Here is an 18638-nt window from a genome sequence, read left to right as displayed (position 1 = left end):
AATAGAAAAAGGGGTCCCCCATGTTTTCCACCTCACGCAGTGGCTTATCCGCCTTATTTCAAGAGGCCAAGCAAGCCCAGAACCACCTTCACCATGAACTGCCGTATCGAGATTACGATCCCATTGAGCGGGTGTTCGACAATACCCACTCTCGCGGTTTTGGCTTTAAAATCAGTGTCCTTGGGGGCGCTAACGACGATTTAATTCAGTCGTTAAGCCACCTCATGGGGGATTTGCCTGCAGGGGATAAATGGGACTATCAAGTGCAGCTGTTTGGTCACAACCGAGTGGCGCACTATCTCGAAGGAAACCAAGCTCTACTCAGTCAGCGAGGCGGTATCTGCCAGAAGCTGGCTAACGATGACGCCATTTACGCCCACTACGCCGCGCAGCACGGTTTTTTACACCGACAAAAAAACAATCGCTTTGATTTGCGCGATTACGACGCGTTCTTTTTTGTCTCCACCACGGAAAAAGACCCACAAGAGCTGCTTGATGCGCGAATGACTCTAGAGACAGGACTGGCGCAGCTTGGTTTTGATTTACTGCCCGTCACGCCTGAGATGTTGCTGACCGATGTGAGTGATATCTTAAACTTTGATAAACGCCAAGACCGGCCAAAGGAAAAAGGCTACAACCCGTTAGAGCCTTTGAACCTGCAAGCCCTCTCTCCCGATACCGAAGCGTTAACGCATCGTGGCCATATCGCCACCCGTCATACCAATGACCAAGGGGAGGAGGTGCGCACACGGCTGGTCAATTTGGGACTTTCTCGTCTGCCTGGGGATTATCGCTTGTACGCCTTACCTGAGGCCTTTTCTTCTCTTCGCAACGTTTCTCGTAATATCACTTGCCCTCACCGCGTCACGTTGAGCTTTCGTAATGAGCCAACCGGTAAGCAAAATGCGGATAACGATAATAAGATAAAAGACTTAACCAAGACGGTGAACAGCCAAATGGCGCTGCTGGCTCCAACAGCGGAAGATGAGCTCAAAGAGCGAAAAGCCCTACAAAAAGGTCTGTTGTCTAAAGAGTTTACCATTGCGTCTATGGTACTCACGGTCTCCCTGTTTACCGATAAGACCCACCAGAAAAAAGACACCCAAGCGGCGAAGGAGTCATTCAGCCATGCTGGCCTTGATATCATTCCCCTGAAAATGAATCAGCCACAAGCGCTGCTTTCAACGTTGCCTTTTATGATGAGCGAAGGGTTGTGGGGCGATTGTAAAAAAGCCGGCCGAGTTCGCACGTTAAAAAGCTCTAATCTGGTGAACCTCTTCCCTCTCATCATGGATTTTTGTCAGTTAAAAGGCGGCGTATTGCTGCCCACGATGCGCCAGCAAATTTCTTTCTTTAACCCTTTCACCTGTGGCAGTGATAACCAAAATATCGCTCTGACCGGAGGCTCAGGCGCAGGGAAAAGCTTTCTGGTTCAAGAGATTGCCGAAACGGTTTACGCCATGGGCGGTAAAGTGTGGATCCTCGATAAAGGGGCCAGCTATAAAAAATTGACGCTCAGCCTTGGGGGGACGTACATGACGCACGCCAACATCTTCTTAAATCCCTTCACGCATTTAGGCGCCATGCAAAGTGCTGAGTTTGAGTTTGTGGATGATGACGGTAGACCGGTCGACCCCATGATGGAAGCGCTCGATAATATCACGGCGTTGTTTGCCACCATCGCGTCACCCTACGTCCCACTGACGGCGTTTCAACAAAGCGTCTTAGGCGATGCGATAGTGACGGCATGGGAGCGTAAAGGTAATCAAGCCTTGGTGGATGATGTCAGAGACGCCTTGATTGAGATTGCTGGAGAAGAAAGCGACCGACGCATCAAAGACATTGCGGTGCAACTGAAAAAGTTCTGCACCGACGGCATGTACAAAGATGTGTTCAACAAGCCCTCCATGCTCGACCCCAGTGTGGAAATCACCACGCTGGAGCTGGATGGGTTTCCGCCTGCTGTGCTCAGACCCGTGATTTTTGCGTTGATGGTGTCGATTAACCAGCAGATGTACCTGGCTGGCTCTCGCTCTACCCCAAAGCTGTGCATCATTGAAGAAGCCTGGAGCCTCCTCTCTGGGGCAAACGAGCAAGCGAGGGAGTTCATCAACACCGGTTATCGCACCGCCCGTAAGTTCGGCGGCGCTTTTTGTACAGTGACTCAAGGGATTGAAGACTTCTTTAGCAACGAGGAAGCCAAAGCCTGCTACAACAACTCAGATATCCACATCATTCTTCGTCAAGGGGAAGGGTTTGATGAGTATCTGATCCAAAACCCGGATGCCTTCTCACCGTTTGAGCAGCGCCTCATTAAAAGTTTCGCTCCGTCTGCCGAAGCGGGATACAGCAGTGCGCGCATCAAAGCGGGTGGCCATGTCACCTATCACCGCTTTTTCGCCTCTCCGGTGAAACGCGCCATGTTCTCAACCGAGCCTAAGGAGTTTGAGTATTGTGAAAATCTTTATAAACAAGGCCACTCACTGGAGCGCGCCATTGAGCAAACCTCTAGGCACTTTTATGGCAAAGACATTGACGCCTTTAATCAAGCCATTGGGGCGAGCGCTTAAATCCCCCCTTTTTCTTTTGGTCGCTGGACTGGCAACGACAAATGCCGCTGGAAAGAACTTGGGCCAAGTGGCCCCTATCTTCCCCATCGGTGAGATTGACATGCTGGAGTGGATTGACCAAAGACTGAAAGGGTTTGAGGCCAGTGGTCAATTAGCGGACATGCAAAACGAGTTCACGGAGCGCGCCAAGCAAAGCATTGAAAACCCACCGCCCGTTGCAGGCTTAACCACCACGATCAACCCCCGCACCTTTTACGTTGACCCAAGCATCACCCTCCCTAAAGACATTATCGCCCCCACTACAGGAGCCGTGATTGCCAAAGCGGGCACCAGAGTGAACCCCTTTGATACCCGCACTTGGCCAAAGGTCGACGGTCAAAACGTTCTACCACGATTTGAGTTAAGTAAGGTGCTGGTCTTTTTTGATGCCAGAGACGCGCAGCAACGAAGGTTCGCCAGCGAGTATCAAAACGCCAAGCCAATCAAGTGGGTACTGACAGGAGGCAGCCCGAATAAAATGGCGACCTTATTGGACGCAAGAATGTATTTTGCGCAGCAAGGCCACTTAACCCAATCGCTTAACATTACTCACGTCCCAGCGATTGCCTACCAAGAAGGCACGCGCTGGCGCATCGATGAGGTGAACGTATCGGGTTTGCACCCCTTGGCGATAGAGCAATAACAATGACATCGCATTGGAAGTGCGCACCTCCCTTGATCATGCTTCCAGTATGACGCTTTTTTCTCTTAACCAAGCTCGCTTTTGGCGGCGATAATGGGGCGAAGCCTCTTGTCGAGACAAAAGGAGTACCACGCTCGGCGTGGAAAAAGGACACCCCATGACACAACGACACTTTCGTTTACTGTTGTGCTGCCTATTGGTTTTTATTGCCCCATCAACCCTAGCAGCCAGTGCGGCGTGTAAAAGCCGTTTTATTAACCCCATGACCGATATTTGTTGGGATTGCTTGTTTCCGATGACGATAGGCTCAGCCACCGTCATGCCCTCTAAGTACCCCGATACGCCCAATCCCACACTGCCTATCTCTTATTGCCCTAAACCGCCGCCTATCTTTGTGCAAATAGGCATCAACATTGGCTATTGGGAGCCTTATGCCTTAACCGATATCACGCGCGTCCCTTACTGTATGGTGAACATGGGCGTGCAAATGTCCGGCGCTAACACTCAGCGTATCGGTGGGCGCGTGACCGCCCGTGAGAGTGACAGCAGTGACGGAGGCTTTTATCACGCCCATTGGTATAAGTACCCCGTCATTTATTGGCTGCAACTGATGCAATCCACCGCCTGCATGGCCACGGACGTTTTTGATGTGGCCTACATGACGGAAATTGACCCACTTTGGGACGACGATGAGTTATCCCTCATTCTCAATCCCGAAGCGTTACTGTTTGGTAACCTGGTGGCGCAGCTTGCTTGCGTGCCCGAAGCCCTGTTGACCTCCACTAATACTGCCTTACCTATTGATGCGTTATTTTGGTGTTTAGGCTCACAGGGCAGTGCCTATCCGCTCACCGGCACCACCAACTATCGAGACACGCCCATCCAGGCGGCGACACTCTTGATGGAAAAGCTGAACTACAAACTGCACCGGCAAGGGATCATCTGGGAGACGCGCGGCGAAGATGGCGCGATTTGTTATCAATATCCCGATCCTATTTTGCCAAAATCTCGTTATCGGTATCAAATGTCGGGGCCTATTCCCGATGCCGCCTGGTGTCACCCGTACACCACGACAACCACACTCTGGGAAGCCGGCCATGACAACCCGGTGACAGGGGATAACTTTGGTTTTGTACAATGGCGAAAGCGCAACTGTGTCTTTTTATAAGGTGACGCGATGATGCCCATTCTTCCCCACAAAAATGAAACGGACCTATTTATTGCCAGTCACCCTGACTCCCTTACCGATTTTTTAAAAACAGAGCTCGCCAACAACAAGCACATTTACTGCTGTTTCCCGCTCTCGCAGTTTTGCTTCTCGTTTTGTCGCGATCTCAATGCTCGTCAGGTGCTGTCAATCAGCTTCCAAAACGCTCACACCCTCTACCCACCCTTTCAGCGGCCATAATGAAGAGGTTACTATGACCATTCCATCTTTTGAGAGCACCTTTAGGCGCTCTCTTGTTTTTCTGTGTTTTTTTATCGCGTTACCCGCCCAAGCTTACACAGAGCAAGAGCTCAAAGCTTTTGCCAAGCTTGAGCAAAAAATGACTCAACAACCGGAGGCGGCGAAGACGTGGCCTACGGACGACATACAAAATAAAGCCCAGGCTTATCGAGAAGAAGCGCTGACTCTCAGCCGCAATGTTCAAGATTTGATAAAAGAGGAGAGCCTGTCCCCCTTATTGGGGCGACAAAAGCCCACGCGCCACCCTGACCAAGCCCCAAAAGGGGTAATGGTGTTTGTTTCACTCACCATGCCCAAGACCGCGCTCAAACAGCTTCTGATGCAAAGTGAGCACTTAGGCGTTCCACTGGTGATACGCGGTGTCTTACCTGAAGGTTTTCCGGCCACGGCCAAGCGGATCGAGGCCTTGATACGCTCCCCAAATAAGGCGCCCATTCAAAGCGGCTTTTCCATCAGCCCTGATTGGTTTAAGCAATTTGATATTCATCGCGTACCGGCCTTTGTTTCGGTCAAACAAAACCGCTGCTTACCTAAGCAGCCTTGCAAAGCCAGTGACTACGACATCCTTTACGGCAACATTTCACTTTACCAAGCTCTGGATTACCTCGCGGCCGGGGATGCGCAGCAAAACATTCACCCACTGTTGCGCACGCTCTATGCCCAATAACCCTCTCTCACCCCAACTTTTGATGAGGTGCTCCTTATGCGCATTGACCTCTGGGCTGCGCTCACGCTCAGTTTTTTATCTACTCTCGCTCTTGCCAGCGAACAACAAACCTTTACCGAGAGCGCCAATTGGGCGAAGCAAACGGCAAGCCAAGCTCTCACGCCTCATGCGCTTCCACTCAATGTCGATGACTATTGCAAAGACGCCACGTGTCGAAAAGAGATCCGCAGTCCAAAAGAGTCAAGACTGTCAGACAGTGATATCAATGCACAAAAAGGGACAGAGTTTGTGACCAATGGATTGGCTCAAGACATCAACACCCACTTTAATAAAGGGCGCCCCGATGTTAAAAGCGACCCAGCGATGCGCTTTGCCTTACTCGGCCAAGAGAATGCGTATGAAATCACTCACGGCCTCTCAAATGCCTATGTGGATTGTGATAGCGGCTCCCAGTGCCTTATCGAACACATTCCTAAACAGTGTCATCGTCCAACGAATAACAATGTGCCTTGTACAAAAGTCCCCGTTACCTCCGTGAGCACCGGTGAGGTGAGCTACCGCTGTCCATCCGGTTGGACACAACAAGGGAGGGATTGCCAACGCCCCCTCCCACAATGCCGATACAATAATGACAATTACGTGAGGCAATCAGGGACTAGAAGAGGTTTTTCGGGATCAGAAACCACGTATTTTTGGGATGGAAAGATAGTCTCTCCCAACCAAGGCTACACGCTTGGCGATTTAAAATATACCATCAACTTAAACTGGCAATGGAGCGCATACTGGCATAAACGCTACGAGATTTGTCGACCCACCACACAAACGAAAAAAGCCACCTTGAGCTGCTCAAACGGATTCTCCTTATCCGGAGGGAACTGCATCAAAAACACCATGACCTGGCGAACACAATGCCGCCTGATGAACTCGTGCAAGGTCACTCGCCAGCAATGTATTGAAGGTCGAGCCACCCGCACCATTAATGGCATTCCCACCACGCTCAATTGTTGGAAATATCGGATAGACCATCATTGTGACCGCCCTAATACCTGCGCAAACCTCCCGAAAGACTGTACGACTCAAACTCAACATTGCAGCCTTAAGCAAAATGGGGTGTGCATCGAGCAAGAGGTCACAAAGCGTTGTGCTGAGAAGACATGCCGAGCCACTGATCTGCAATGTGGGGAGCACTCCTTCTGTCTTGACGGGGAGTGTTACGAGGAGGCGCCCAAATTGAATAACAATTTTGATAAGTCCGTTGCGGCACTGGCAGGGCTTGCCGAAGCCGTGAAAGACATCGGCGACCCACCCAAAATATTCACGGGAAAGCCGATGAAGTGCAGTAAGAAACTCGCGGGCTTCAACGATTGTTGTAAAGACTCAGGATGGGGGCAAGGATTGGGAGCGAAATGCAGCGAAGCGGAAGAAGCGCTGGGGGAAGCCAAAGAGAAAGGCTTAACCCTGTACGTGGGGCAATACTGCGCCAAGAAAGTGCTGGGTGTCTGCACCCGTAAAAAGCGCAGTTACTGCGTTTACGACAACAAGCTGGCCAAAATCATCCAAGAGCAAGGGTCTCTTCAGCAACTGGGTAAACGGTTAGGCAGTGCTAAAAATCCCACCTGCGCCGCCATTACGCCCGAAGAACTGGGTCAAATCAATTTTGAATACATTGATTTTAAAGAGTTCTACCCGGAAATGCGTGCCAACACCAACCTCCCCAACTTTGATGAAATCAAGAAACGACTTCAAAGTGCCACGGGCGGATAACCGCCTCCACGGAATCAAGGTCTATGATGATGAAAAAACCTCTGCTTTGCGTCATTACCCTAGCGCTGCTGACTCACCTCCATCCAGCTCTTGCTCAAGAAACCCCTCCTGGGTGGCGCTGGTACAACGAGCCAAAGGCAATGCCCGTAACGCCCAAACCTAAGCCGCTACCAAGCAACACTCAAACCACCGTATCAAGCCCTAAAACGTTATCGGCGACCGAACAGATGGCCTGGTTTCACTCTGTGCATATTGAAGCGCAAAACGACGCGGCCATTCATCCCAAAGATAAAGACAAGCTCGCGAAGTTTTTAGCGTTAAATCATTTTATCACGGACCAAACCGACCAATTAGGCATGACCTTTAAAGCGCTGCTGCTCGAAAGACCTGAGTTCTCTTACACCAAAGACCATCCGACAGAGCAAGCGGCAAGACAGGTGTATTTAGCACTGGAGGATAAGAAGAAAACCGACGCGGTTGAAAAGATGAAACAAGACGGATGGGGCTTTTTCTTTGTTTATGAAGGAAAAGATGCGCTAAGCCAGCAACTCGCCCCGTCCATTCAAGCGTTTGCTGACCAATACCATTTTGAGCTCCTTGGGATCAGTAATGATGAAACCTTCATCACTCACCTCAAAGAAAACCGCCACAACCAGGGAAAAGTCACGGTGCCTTTTACGCCCGCCTTGATTTTGGTGCATCCAAGCACTGGAGAGATGAAGCCACTGGCGTACGGCTGGATAAGCCAAAATGATTTAATTGGGCGCTTTTACAACGTCGCCACCCACTTTGAGCAATCGGATTTTTAAAGCCACTCAATCCATGTAAAACCACCCAAACGTAAGGAGGCGCTATGCCATTTCTTCGTACCCTTGTGCTTGCTTTTTTGATTCATGCCGCCAGCGCACACGCTGCCATGCAAAACCAATATGCCCTAGTGTTCTTTTTTGAAAGCACCTGCCCGTACTGCCATAAGACCGCCCCTAAAATCACTCGTCTTGGCGAGCGATTTCAATTGCCGGTTTACGCCTTCTCTGTTGATGGGCCGGGCCTTCCAGGGTTTGAGGTCCCTATCCCTGTCACACCAGAGATAGGCAAGACCTTTTTCCCAAGCCAGAGGAAAACGGTCATGCCTGCGACCTTCTTAATGAACGTCAACAGCCGTAAGTTCTCACGTTTGAGCATTGGAGACGTACCAGAAAGCACGCTTGCCCAAAGCATCCAACAAGCCTTAAGCGATCCGCTAGTGCAGGAGGCGCTGCAATGAAACGTTCACTTTTCCACCACTTGTCCACCGTTGCGGTGAATAAGCGAGTTATTCCTTTATTTCTCATCAGCTTATCAGGCGTAAGTCACGCCGACACCAACCACTCGCTGGCCCGCTTTTTTGATAACTCAGGGTACAACGCCAACGTCTCAACCCCGACGGCTTACCAAGGGCAATCGGCCAACTACTACACCGGTGGCAGTTTGTTTGTGCGTAATCAAATTGTCGATGCACAGTTGGTCAGCGTCACTGTCCCCTCCATCAGTACCGGGTGCACTGGCATTGATATGTTTATGGGGGGATTTTCACACATCAGCTCAGACCAACTGGTGAAACTGGGCAAAGCCATTATTCATAATGCCCCTCCTTTTATTGTCAACTTAGCTCTGCAAACCTGGGCGCCGCAGCTCAAGCAAAACCTTGACAATCTGCAAGCCATTGCCGACAAATATCTCAATCAATCGGTGAACTCTTGTGAAGCCGCGCAAGCGTCCATCGGTGGACTGGCCGCCTTTGCCGCTCCTGCCACCAAAAAGCATGTCTGCGCGACGCTCGGTACACAAAACAACGCCTTCTCGGATTGGGTTCAAGGGCAGCAGGAATGTGGCGCAGGAGGCAAAGCAGCGGGTCAGCTAAAGGACGCCAAAAAGGATCCAGCCCTGAAAGACATGACCCAAACCAATCACAACGTGGTCTGGTCTGCGATCATGAATAACGCTTTTTTGTCCTCCGACAAAAATCTAGCGCAATTCATGATGAGTTTGTCAGGCTCTTACGTGTACGACAAAGACGGCAATCCGCGTTATTACCCTAGCCTTTTGACCGACAACAACAACCTCGTCAACGTGCTGCTCGAAGGGGGCAAGGCTGACGTTTATCAGTGTCGCAAAACAGGCCCAGATGCGTGCATTACCATTACCAAGCGCAATAACTTATCCATAAGTCAAACTAACGGCATACAAAACCAGATACGCAAACAACTGGAATCGATACTGCAAAAGATAGCCACCGACCAAAGACTCACGCGTCAACAAGAGGGTTTTCTGGAGCTGATTCAAACGCCGGTACTCAAGTTCTTTATTGACGACTTATCCGCCAATCAAACCCCCGATACCAGCAACTACTCGCGAATGATAGCGGTGGAGCTGCTTAATCAGTACCTCGTGAGCATGTTAAATGTTGCCCGCCAATCCTTGGCCAACACCAACAACAGCCAGGATGACATCGCCCTCATCACTCGTGATATCGATAACGCCAAACGCTTTACCGCGGGGCTGGCTGAGAACGCCATTGAGGCGCTCAACAACCGCAATCAACTGATTGACTCGCAAAGAAAGACCACGCAGCAAAGCACAAAAGAAATCAGCACGACCACCAAACCTACCCCGGCTTATGGGAACTGACCTATGATACTCGAATATTACACTTACACTTCCGGCGAAGTGGTCAACAAAGCCTTTAATGCGCTGGCCACTTTTTTTAGAACCAATACCTTTGGGGATTACTTACAGATGTGCATGATGCTGGGGCTTATCACCAGTTTGTTTATCTTCATGCTGTCACGTAACCCCAAAGACCTCATCAAATGGATGGTGGTGTTCTTTGCCGTACCCCTGTTTCTTATCAACATGAAAGCCGACATGCTCATCATTGATAAGACGCAACCGGGTAAGGCTTACAAGGTGGATAATGTCCCTTACCTCGTGGCCGTGCCTACTTACTTTTTCTCTTCTATCATGGTGGGGATGGCCGAAGGTGTGGAAGGCATTTTCACCACCTCCGACGATGAGCGTTATGGTCGTACTGGGATGTTGTTTGGCTCTGAGCTGTATCAGCTCTCAAGACAATCCAGGATTAATGAGCTGGCGCTGCAAAAACTCTGGCGAGACTACTTTCATAACTGCATGATTGGGGATGTGAGAATCAATGGGAAATACACCTGGGATGAACTCTTTACCGCCCCTGATATTTTTGCCTTTTTAGACGGCGTTAGGCAAAGCCCGTTGCGCGCCCTTTATCTTGATGAAGGCGGCGGCCGAAGCACCTACAAGCGATGTGAAGAAGCTTACCCTATCATCAAGCAGCGCTTTGATGATGCCGCCAATAAAAACATGAGCTTGTTAGCGCATCAATTGCTTGGCAAAGACGCGGACCGTTATAAGCCGCAAGTGGTGCAGTCACTCACCCGCAGCTACGACAAATTTTTTAGAATGAGTACCAGCGCGTCCAGCACCATCAAACAAAACATGCTGATGAACGAGCTACGCTACAACCTTGATAGCCTCGACCCAACGCAAGCTGCGCTCAATTACGCTTATACCACCAATAAACTGCAAACCACCTCAATGTGGGCGTCATTAGGTTTGATGGCAAGAGAATACTTGCCGATGCTCCATACCATGATGTTTATGTTGTTCGCGTGCCTAGGCTTCTTTGTGGCCGGGGCCGCGGTCATTCCTGGCTTGACCATGATGGTGTTAAAAAACTATTTTGGGACGTTTGCCTTTTTGGCCACCTGGCCAGCCTTGTTTGCCATCATCAACGGCTTTCAGCTTTGGGGACTGGAATCTCTGTCTACGGATGTCTCGGGTAAGTTCGGGGGGCTAGTGCTTTCCAACACGAATGCCGCGGATGAGCTTCACAGCCGCTTCGCCTGGATCACGGGTATATTGATGATAGGCGTCCCTATGATAGCCAAAGGCATTTTAAAAGGCGGTCAAGAAGTCATGTCGAGCATGAACTACCAGCTCTCGAGCATGATTAACTCGACCAATGCCAGAGCGAGCGCTGCAGCGTCCACGGGTAATCTGGATTTTGGCAGTATGCAGATTGACAACCACAGCATGAACAACACCCATGCCAATAAGTTTGATACCAATACCCTCGCCAACCAAGGTCACAGCTACACCCAAAACCCAGACGGCTCGGTGACCACACAACACGGAGATGGGCGCACCACCTACGACAGCTCACAAACCACCAGTCGCGGCAACATCAGCGCCAACACGCAAAGCATGCTGCAAGAGAGTGTGGCGAATGCCCGCAATCAAACGCAGCAAAACCTTGCTCAAACTAGCACCCAACTGGCTCAAACCCTCCAAGGAGGCGCGGCGCTGAGCGACCGCTGGCATGATAGTGTGGGTAAAAACCTGGCTTACGGTGAAGGCAATACCAGTGGCTTTAATACTCAAGTCAGCCAAGGTATGAATGACATGCAAACGGCGGTTGACAGCGTGATTCAACAAACGGGTTGGACGAAAGACCAATCAAAAGCTTACCTGCAAAGTGTCTATGGCGGCTTCGAGGGCGGCGTAGGCACCGGTAAAGGGGCATCGCCATTCAATTTGGGCGCCAGTGGCGGCGTGAAATGGTCTGATGATGAACGTACGGCTTACAGCAATATGAATGCCGAGCAAAAGCAGCAGCTTGAGCAAGCCACGCAGCAATACACCGAAGGGGCCAATGCCGTGACCAGTGCCGGCACGCAGGTGGACAATAAAGACACCCGAACGTCGGTTGAGCAGTTTGCGAATGATTTTGCAATTAATGCCAGCAACACCAAGTCTCTTGGTGCTAGCGTGATGCAAAGCCAATCGGACTTGAACGCCCTCTCGAATACTCAAACGCGCCTAAACTCTGGCAGTGCCAGCTTTACGGCCAATTCTATTCAAGGCTTCCAGAATTATTTGGAACGACAAGCAAAGCCAGAAGACGTTCAACGTCTAATGACCGCTTACCAACCGGAAGATATTGCCGAGGCGAAAGAGCAATGGCAATACTACACACGCACCGAAGCGTTTGCCACCATGGCGGGGCTCGATGGTGACACGGCGAAGATTGTGGCAACAATGGAGAAAGCGCATGAAACCACCACCCCAACCCAACAACCAGAACTGACACCCGAGCAAAACAACACGATGGAGAAAGGATGGGCTAGTACCGTCGATACCGTGGCACACACCCGCACCGAGATGCTGCATACCAAGGGAACGGGCGGACTGTTTAATCAAGAGCGCTTTGATGGGGTAACTGATGATGTAAAACTTCAGCAAGAGGAAGCGCAGAAGCCCATCATCAAACCTGAGCCGATGATTGAACTGACAGTCAAGTCGCAGGTAGAAAAGGAGATCACTAGACCCGAAAGGACGGAATACGTCACCTCCGACCAAGCCTATCCTTCGGTGCCAAGATACACACAAAATTCGAAAGAATAATACTTAACTAGATGCATAAAAAAGAACTTTATGCACCGCCTAAATACTGGTATTATGATCAGGTATCTAAAGGGAGAATGACCATGAAAACAGTCTTACCATTACTGCTGCTTACCTGTGCGAGCGTGCAAGCTCAACCCCACTCTCCCGAGCTCACTCAACTGCTGAGCGAGATACATGAGCAATATGACACAGCAACGTTAGCTATGCCTAAAAGAGCAATGGCAGACATCACCAAACTGCCTTACTTCTTGCAGCACATAGATGAAACGGACACCGTGGAGTCCATACGCTTAAACGCCTACCTACAAGGTTTGCATACGGCGTATTTTGGCAGTGCTAATCATCAAAAACGCCTAGGGGGAGGAAGCTGGTTCTGTATGCGTGACACGATGGCGCTCGATCCGAATCGCCACCCTGAATTTCTTGAAGAAATGATTTGGACGGTGCTTGAGAAAACCGCCCAAAACGATTCTCAAAAGTTTAGAAGAGATAATTACGCAGGAGCATTCATGGTTTCGACGGAATATATTTTCGAATACGGCTTACAAACCGAATACCCTTGCTACAGCCCTATCCCTAAGTCATTGCAACTGAACGGTTGGAAATATTAATCTCAGCACAGGATATCCATCGAGATTGAATGTTATTTCAGGTATAAGGCCAGTACGAGAGAGTAGGAACGGGTTAAATGTCTTTATTCTAGACTAGGTATTCATTGGCCGCTGCTTGGGCGCGAAAACGCCCTTATATAGCCCAAGAAAGTATTACGTCCCTGTTCCCATGAGTACCAAGTAATAAAGTAAGCTCTTAAATGGCAGCGATCGTATTGGTACGCTGCTATTTGTTCTAATGAATCATTAGAGTAGTAGCTCTAGCTCATTTCTGCCCCTTTATCAGCTAGAACAAGAACTCATTCATATCCTGTTAATGGCAATTTACCCTACAAAAAGTTATCCGAATTCAGTACATCTAGAAATTATGCTTCACTTAGCAGTCTAACCTCTCAATGTGGTCACTAACTTATTGATTACAAATTGAAGTGATAGGTGAAAGTCTGCATTATATGGGCGTAAAATGCGGCGCAGAGTCATATAGAAGGCGTTATGCTACAAGGAGTAAAAATGTTGAGATTTGATCAAGGTGATGCTCGATTTAACTTTCGAAGTGCTGCCGTTATTGTTCATGATAATCATGTGTTATTACATAGAGTTGTCGGAGATTCTTTTTGGGCGCTTCCCGGTGGTAGAGTTGAGTTTTTCGAAAACTCAGATGCTACATTGAATCGAGAGCTACTAGAAGAGTTAGGGGTAGAGTCGTCTGTTAAGAAGCATCTTTGGCACGTTGAAAGTTTCTTTGAACATGCAAATAAAAAGTATCATGAAATCGCTAACTATTTTTTTGTTCAACTAAGCGAACCTCATAGATTTCCATTGAACGAACCTTTTCGTGGTATTGAGTCTGGCGTCGATCTTGAGTTTAGGTGGTTTTCATTGAACGAGTTGCCAGAAGTGGATGTAAAGCCAGAGTTTTTGCGTTTAGGTTTGTTAGATTTACCTTTAGAAACAAAGTACATCAAACTAAGTGAGATAGCAGCATAACAAATAAGAATTTAACGCTGCGAAGCCAGCGCTTAATCCGATTGTTGAACAAGCCCGATGCCTCTATATAAGTAAATTGTGCGATCTAACCTACATCAACAATACTGGACTTCCTGAATTTAAGCCGTTTGCCATACTTGCAGTTATTCATTAATTGCTAATTTAGTAAAGTCGCTGACAAACTTTTGTCCAAAATCTTCACAGTCTGATTTTTAACGCATGGTATTTCCTAGCTCGAAAATGACTCAAAGTCAGCCAGAGAGGGATTGAACTCAGTTTAAAACCCTGCAACTTGCCTTACTTTCGCTTAACTATTTTTAAGGCCTAGTAGCAGAGAAGTGAATATTGCTCTCTGGTCTTGTAGGCTCTCGAAATATAACTGGTCTAACTCTTCTACCTGAGCGATGGCTTTTTTCGTTAGAGATTCTCCAGTTTTCGAGAGTTTGAGCGAAAAACTACGTGTATCTCTAACGTCTTTATCTTTAATTATGATCTCATTAGCGACTAGAGCCTTCATCGACTTGGATAGTGTCATCTTATCCAAGCCAGTGATATTGACTATTTCTGCTTGTGTTGTTTCGTTTTTATTTTTGTTACACCATAGTATGGAGGCGAGTATAACGAACTGAGTATGATTAATATTTAGAGGCTTGAGGTGCTTCATTACCTCTGAATGCCATTTATTGTAAACAACCCAGAGCTGTAGACCTACGCTGTTCGAAGGGAGTTCGTGCTTAAACATTGTGTTCAGCCCTTTTTTTTAGTCCTTCAAGAGTAGACGGTAGACCTTTATAGATTTTCTTTCCAATGATTTTCCCAAACAAAAAACTAGTTAAACCTGAAAACTTAACTCTATGAATTACTTGAGTTGCTTTTCCATTGACCTGCAAATGATGCTCAAATGATAGAACGCAGAATGGTAGTTTACTTGTTACAGTAAAGTGCTTATTTGGTATAGCATCTGCAATTACAATCTGTGATTTAGGTCCATTAATCGGCTTCAGAATACCTTTAGTACCGATCTTGAATTCTCCCATGAGATGAGAGTAGTCAACTTCTTCATCCCATTGACTCCAATTTTCGACATCGGTATATAACGAATATATGTCTTGAGGTGAGGCTTCAATGCAAATACGTTCTTCAAAAATCATTCTGTTCCATCTCGATTGCAAGTTAGTAAACTAGTTTACTATATTTCGTTATGGGCATGCTTGCAAGAGCAAGTAAGTGTATTTGAATAGGAGGTAGGAGTGCGCGCTTAATAACTCTTGTCTATAGACATTTAAAATGGGAACGAAGTTAACAATTTACCATACTTGTAGTTATTGATGGTTTGCTAATTTAGCAAAAGCGCTGGCAAGGTTTTGTCCAGAACCTTCATAGGTTGAATTTTTACCCGTGGCACTTTCTAGCTCAAAAGTGCCCAATTCCGTGCTTCGAGAGTCAAGGAAGTGAACTATTTAACTCAATTAAATCATTTACGTCGTCCACTCATATTTTTCTTGAACGATCAGTTGATTCGCTTTTAGTGCATTATACCTGTTCTTTATTTTATGGATTCTTGCTATGTCACGAAGTCAACGCCTCCTAGATTTACTCCAACTTCTTCGACGCTATAAATATCCAGTCTCAGCTGAGGGTCTAGCAAATAAGCTAGATGTTAGTGTAAGAACAATCTATCGAGATATAGCAACTTTGCAATCGCAAGGCGCAGAGATCGAGGGGGAAGCTGGGCTTGGTTACATTTTAAAACCGAGCTTCGATTTGCCACCGATGATGTTTAGCTTAGAAGAGCTTGAAGCCCTTAAGTTAGGAGTTGAATGGGTGGTAAAGCAAGCAAACGGAGAATTTAACGAAGCTGCCATTGATGCACTTGCTAAGATTTCAGCTGTGTTGCCTTCTGATCATGAAGCTAAGCATACTGAGAGCGTCATCAGAGTTGCTTCAATTATCAAAGCACCAAAGGTGATGGTTAAGCTGGCTGAGTTAAAAGCAACGATAAAAAAAGAGCATAAAGCAGAAATTCTTTACGAAGACGCTAAAGGTGCTATCAGCAAGAGGGTTGTGTGGCCAATACTTATAGGTATGTTTGAGCAACACAATATCTTGGTTGCATGGTGCGAAACACGGAACGATTACCGTAATTTTAGACTTGATAGAATTCAATCATTTTTACAACTTGAGCCTAAATACGAGCGTTCTCGTCATACTTTACTAACTGAATGGGAAGCTTTGGAGGGCATCGGACAAAAGTGCTTTCGTTACTGACAAAAACTGTCAGTACTTGTGGTTACACTTAGTTCATCCATTTCGAAAATGAAGATTTACAACCATGTTAACTATTGATTCTATTGTTCTTTATGTTGAAAACATCCAACTCAGCATGACCTTTTATAAGAAAGTCTTTGAGTGTGAACCTAAGCTTTTATCGCCAACCTTTGCGGTAGTCGAGTTTGCTGAAAACGTAAAAATCACTCTAAAACAAACTGATACACTTACGCCAAGTAGTTTAGTTCGAGGTGGCGGGACTGAACTTTCTGTCCCTGCAATTAACAGCACCGAGTTAGATACCTTATTTGAAAAATGGAAAGAGCAAGGAGTGAATTTTGCTCAAGAGTCCGAAGAGTCTGTATATGGTATCAATTTTGTTGCGTTAGACCCTGATGGGCATCGATTGCGAGTGTTTGCTTAACGTTACCTTGTTTTTCTTAAAAGCCAGCATCACTGCTGGTTCATCTAAGTCCAGAACCTTCATAGGTCGAATTTTTACCCGTGGCACTTTCTAGCTCAAAAGTGCCCCATTGTTAGTTTCGCCAAAAAAGCCACGCTCTCGGTCGGATGGGTTTTGCCCAAACATATCTAATCTGAAACCCAAAGCTTATAAAGTACGATAAATGGGGATCAGAGTGCAGTTGTTAGTTCAAAGCAACTCGATGAATTTTGCTCTACAAACCGCTCTTGAAGCGTCGCAAACTTACAAGGCGTTATTGAAGTATACCGCCTTGAACAAGTGTCGAAAATCTTCACTGAGAGCGTTTGAAGCGGTCTAATGGCTACTTCTGATAGCACACAGACACATTTACCATAATACGAATAATAACTACAAGATTTCTAACGCCACGCGTTGCGAATCCATCTTGAACCGTTGTTGTTATGCGAAATTCGACAATGCTAATTTGTACGCCTTTCTAGCTTCGGTACTTAAGTAGCTGTCCATACCTTGGAACAGTTCAAATAGCTCAGCACCATATTTGAGCTTGAACTCTTCACTGCTATAAACAAGCTCTAGCTCATTAGCGACCGTTAACTCGCAAAACAATTTTACCGTTGCACTATCGAGTTTGAATATTGAACCAGTAAATCTGTCTTTAAATTGGATTTCTAGCGCTTTTCCAAATTGAGGGAATACATAGTCTCGGTCGCATGAGCAATACAAATAAACCAATGCTTCTTCATCATTACCAATAATTCGCGCTATTTCTTGGCGCTTGCTTAACGACACCATGTTTTCATCGAAACCTGCTGTTCCATATGCGGCATGAAAAAGACCTGCGATTTGAAGTAACTCGCTACTCCCCCAGTTAATCAGAACTTGTTCAGTTCCTTTCAAGTGTGCTTCCAATGAACCGTTAAGGTGCTGAAAGTCACCCGCCCCAAGTTCTTGAAGCATTATAAATTTATCCATAAATATCATTTCCTTTAGGTCGTATAGAAAGCGTTGATTTATGCCTATTTAACCTTTCATGGTCAACATGATATCAAGGACTTAAACTGATTTTTTGAATGTTAGAAGGCAATATGTAGCTTAATGTGATGAATTGAATTTAACGTAACGGCACTTAGTGCGCACCTAAACCAATACTTTTGCTAGTGCGATGCTACTCATCGCATTAGCTCTTCACAAGTAAATTTGCCATACCTGTAGTTATTGATGGTTTACTAATTTAGCAAAAACACTGACAAATAATTGTCCAAAACCAGCTTAGAGTATTTGATCTAAATAGTTTTTGCCCCAAAGTTCGTTAGAGCAAATGCTCTACACAATTTAGGGGCGTGCGTTTTGCCCTACGAAAAGTTATCCAAATTCGGTAGCTGTCAAAGTTATGCCACACAGAAAACCGCCCCCATTATCTTTATCACTAACCTATTGATTTATTGTTGAAGCGTAAAAAGAAAGGCTGCATTATGTGATCATAGAATACAAACGCCGCTTAGCAATCAGGAGAAACAATAAGTGTAAATATCAGAAGTGCAGAAATCAGTGATTCGAAGGCAATCAGTGAATTAATCTTACCTTTAGCAAAAAAATATGTTTGTCCTACTTGTGATGCGTCTGCACACGATATTTTGGGCTTTGTTGCGTAATTAAATTTAAAGATAGAACTACCCCGTTTCGCGTATTTCT

Annotated in this window: 17 protein-coding genes; 13 read left to right on the top strand and 4 right to left on the bottom strand. The window is 47.0% G+C overall.

Going from position 1 to position 18638, the window contains the following annotated elements; translation table 11 throughout:
- Positions 1-20: 20 nt before the first annotated feature.
- The 11 genes from traC to ACED45_RS19865 all read left to right on the top strand — a co-directional run bounded on the left by traC (position 21) and on the right by ACED45_RS19865 (position 14233).
- Complete coding sequence (gene traC / locus ACED45_RS19915) at positions 21-2570, top strand: type IV secretion system protein TraC (protein WP_102488787.1); 2550 nt, start codon at positions 21-23, stop codon at positions 2568-2570.
- Positions 2521-3252, top strand: coding sequence for a type-F conjugative transfer system protein TraW (gene traW, locus ACED45_RS19910; protein ID WP_016800095.1), 732 nt, complete (start codon positions 2521-2523; stop codon positions 3250-3252). Before traC ends, traW begins: the two co-directional genes overlap by 50 nt.
- 157 nt (positions 3253-3409) lie before the next feature.
- Positions 3410-4420, top strand: a complete 1011-nt coding sequence (traU, locus tag ACED45_RS19905; RefSeq protein WP_017099757.1) for a conjugal transfer pilus assembly protein TraU — start codon at positions 3410-3412, stop codon at positions 4418-4420.
- A gap of 253 nt (positions 4421-4673) precedes the next feature.
- Entirely contained in the window at positions 4674-5387 is a 714-nt protein-coding gene (gene trbC, locus ACED45_RS19900; protein WP_145571723.1) for a type-F conjugative transfer system pilin assembly protein TrbC, read from the top strand.
- Positions 5388-5423: 36 nt separating this feature from the next.
- Entirely contained in the window at positions 5424-7151 is a 1728-nt protein-coding gene (traN, locus tag ACED45_RS19895) for a type-F conjugative transfer system mating-pair stabilization protein TraN (RefSeq protein WP_371714842.1), read from the top strand.
- Between the two features lie 23 nt (positions 7152-7174).
- A complete protein-coding gene (traF, locus tag ACED45_RS19890) occupies positions 7175-7960 on the top strand; it encodes a type-F conjugative transfer system pilin assembly protein TraF (RefSeq protein WP_083717893.1) in 786 nt (261 codons plus the stop codon).
- Positions 7961-8004: 44 nt separating this feature from the next.
- Positions 8005-8418 carry a type-F conjugative transfer system pilin assembly thiol-disulfide isomerase TrbB gene (gene trbB, locus ACED45_RS19885; protein WP_102502670.1) on the top strand — a complete coding sequence of 138 codons (414 nt, stop codon included), beginning with the start codon at positions 8005-8007 and terminating at the stop codon, positions 8416-8418.
- On the top strand, positions 8415-9821 hold the full coding sequence (locus ACED45_RS19880) for a conjugal transfer protein TraH (RefSeq protein ID WP_371714841.1): 1407 nt from the start codon (positions 8415-8417) through the stop codon (positions 9819-9821). The genes trbB and ACED45_RS19880 overlap by 4 nt, the downstream gene beginning before the upstream one ends.
- A gap of 3 nt (positions 9822-9824) precedes the next feature.
- Entirely contained in the window at positions 9825-12632 is a 2808-nt protein-coding gene (gene traG, locus ACED45_RS19875; protein WP_371714840.1) for a conjugal transfer mating-pair stabilization protein TraG, read from the top strand.
- A gap of 83 nt (positions 12633-12715) precedes the next feature.
- Positions 12716-13246: a hypothetical protein gene (locus ACED45_RS19870; protein WP_102492438.1), complete on the top strand. Its 531-nt coding sequence runs from the start codon at positions 12716-12718 to the stop codon at positions 13244-13246.
- Between the two features lie 510 nt (positions 13247-13756).
- Positions 13757-14233 carry an NUDIX hydrolase gene (locus tag ACED45_RS19865; RefSeq protein ID WP_008224764.1) on the top strand — a complete coding sequence of 159 codons (477 nt, stop codon included), beginning with the start codon at positions 13757-13759 and terminating at the stop codon, positions 14231-14233.
- A gap of 307 nt (positions 14234-14540) precedes the next feature.
- Here ACED45_RS19865 and ACED45_RS19860 read toward each other — a convergent pair whose 3' ends face one another.
- Both ACED45_RS19860 and ACED45_RS19855 read right to left on the bottom strand, forming a co-directional pair.
- Complete coding sequence (locus ACED45_RS19860) at positions 14541-14897, bottom strand: MarR family winged helix-turn-helix transcriptional regulator (protein ID WP_371714839.1); 357 nt, start codon at positions 14895-14897, stop codon at positions 14541-14543.
- A 70-nt stretch (positions 14898-14967) separates the two neighbouring features.
- Positions 14968-15384: an SRPBCC family protein gene (locus tag ACED45_RS19855; protein WP_371714838.1), complete on the bottom strand. Its 417-nt coding sequence runs from the start codon at positions 15382-15384 to the stop codon at positions 14968-14970.
- A gap of 415 nt (positions 15385-15799) precedes the next feature.
- Here ACED45_RS19855 and ACED45_RS19850 point away from each other — a divergent pair, with 415 nt between their 5' ends.
- Positions 15800-16501 carry a helix-turn-helix transcriptional regulator gene (locus ACED45_RS19850; RefSeq protein ID WP_016767837.1) on the top strand — a complete coding sequence of 234 codons (702 nt, stop codon included), beginning with the start codon at positions 15800-15802 and terminating at the stop codon, positions 16499-16501.
- 64 nt (positions 16502-16565) lie between these two features.
- Positions 16566-16925, top strand: a complete 360-nt coding sequence (locus tag ACED45_RS19845) for a VOC family protein (protein ID WP_016767836.1) — start codon at positions 16566-16568, stop codon at positions 16923-16925.
- Positions 16926-17384: 459 nt separating this feature from the next.
- Here the strand turns inward: ACED45_RS19845 and ACED45_RS19840 are convergent, their stop codons facing one another.
- Positions 17385-17918 (bottom strand): DUF6817 domain-containing protein, encoded by a 534-nt coding sequence (locus tag ACED45_RS19840; RefSeq protein WP_017090057.1) that lies wholly within the window; start codon positions 17916-17918, stop codon positions 17385-17387.
- Positions 17919-18444: 526 nt separating this feature from the next.
- A partial coding sequence (locus tag ACED45_RS19835; protein WP_371714837.1) for a hypothetical protein occupies positions 18445-18638 on the bottom strand: 194 nt, incomplete at its 5' end.

The sequence above is a fragment of the Vibrio crassostreae genome (assembly GCF_041439375.1).
GTDB lineage: Bacteria > Pseudomonadota > Gammaproteobacteria > Enterobacterales > Vibrionaceae > Vibrio > Vibrio crassostreae_D.
Note: the sequence above shows the minus strand (reverse complement) of the source record. Positions and strands in the feature narration are given on the sequence as shown.

What these genes read in the sequence shown, in the direction of transcription:
- traW (WP_016800095.1), top strand. Translation starts at nt 2,521, where the DNA reads ATGGCAAAGACATTGACGCCTTTAATCAAGCCATTGGGGCGAGCGCTT.
- traG (WP_371714840.1), top strand. Translation starts at nt 9,825, where the DNA reads ATGATACTCGAATATTACACTTACACTTCCGGCGAAGTGGTCAACAAA.
- ACED45_RS19880 (WP_371714841.1), top strand. Translation starts at nt 8,415, where the DNA reads ATGAAACGTTCACTTTTCCACCACTTGTCCACCGTTGCGGTGAATAAG.
- trbB (WP_102502670.1), top strand. Translation starts at nt 8,005, where the DNA reads ATGCCATTTCTTCGTACCCTTGTGCTTGCTTTTTTGATTCATGCCGCC.
- ACED45_RS19870 (WP_102492438.1), top strand. Translation starts at nt 12,716, where the DNA reads ATGAAAACAGTCTTACCATTACTGCTGCTTACCTGTGCGAGCGTGCAA.
- ACED45_RS19860 (WP_371714839.1), bottom strand. Translation starts at nt 14,897, where the DNA reads ATGAAGCACCTCAAGCCTCTAAATATTAATCATACTCAGTTCGTTATA.
- ACED45_RS19845 (WP_016767836.1), top strand. Translation starts at nt 16,566, where the DNA reads ATGTTAACTATTGATTCTATTGTTCTTTATGTTGAAAACATCCAACTC.
- traC (WP_102488787.1), top strand. Translation starts at nt 21, where the DNA reads ATGTTTTCCACCTCACGCAGTGGCTTATCCGCCTTATTTCAAGAGGCC.
- ACED45_RS19855 (WP_371714838.1), bottom strand. Translation starts at nt 15,384, where the DNA reads ATGATTTTTGAAGAACGTATTTGCATTGAAGCCTCACCTCAAGACATA.
- traF (WP_083717893.1), top strand. Translation starts at nt 7,175, where the DNA reads ATGATGATGAAAAAACCTCTGCTTTGCGTCATTACCCTAGCGCTGCTG.
- ACED45_RS19840 (WP_017090057.1), bottom strand. Translation starts at nt 17,918, where the DNA reads ATGGATAAATTTATAATGCTTCAAGAACTTGGGGCGGGTGACTTTCAG.
- ACED45_RS19850 (WP_016767837.1), top strand. Translation starts at nt 15,800, where the DNA reads ATGTCACGAAGTCAACGCCTCCTAGATTTACTCCAACTTCTTCGACGC.
- ACED45_RS19865 (WP_008224764.1), top strand. Translation starts at nt 13,757, where the DNA reads ATGTTGAGATTTGATCAAGGTGATGCTCGATTTAACTTTCGAAGTGCT.
- traN (WP_371714842.1), top strand. Translation starts at nt 5,424, where the DNA reads ATGCGCATTGACCTCTGGGCTGCGCTCACGCTCAGTTTTTTATCTACT.
- traU (WP_017099757.1), top strand. Translation starts at nt 3,410, where the DNA reads ATGACACAACGACACTTTCGTTTACTGTTGTGCTGCCTATTGGTTTTT.
- trbC (WP_145571723.1), top strand. Translation starts at nt 4,674, where the DNA reads ATGACCATTCCATCTTTTGAGAGCACCTTTAGGCGCTCTCTTGTTTTT.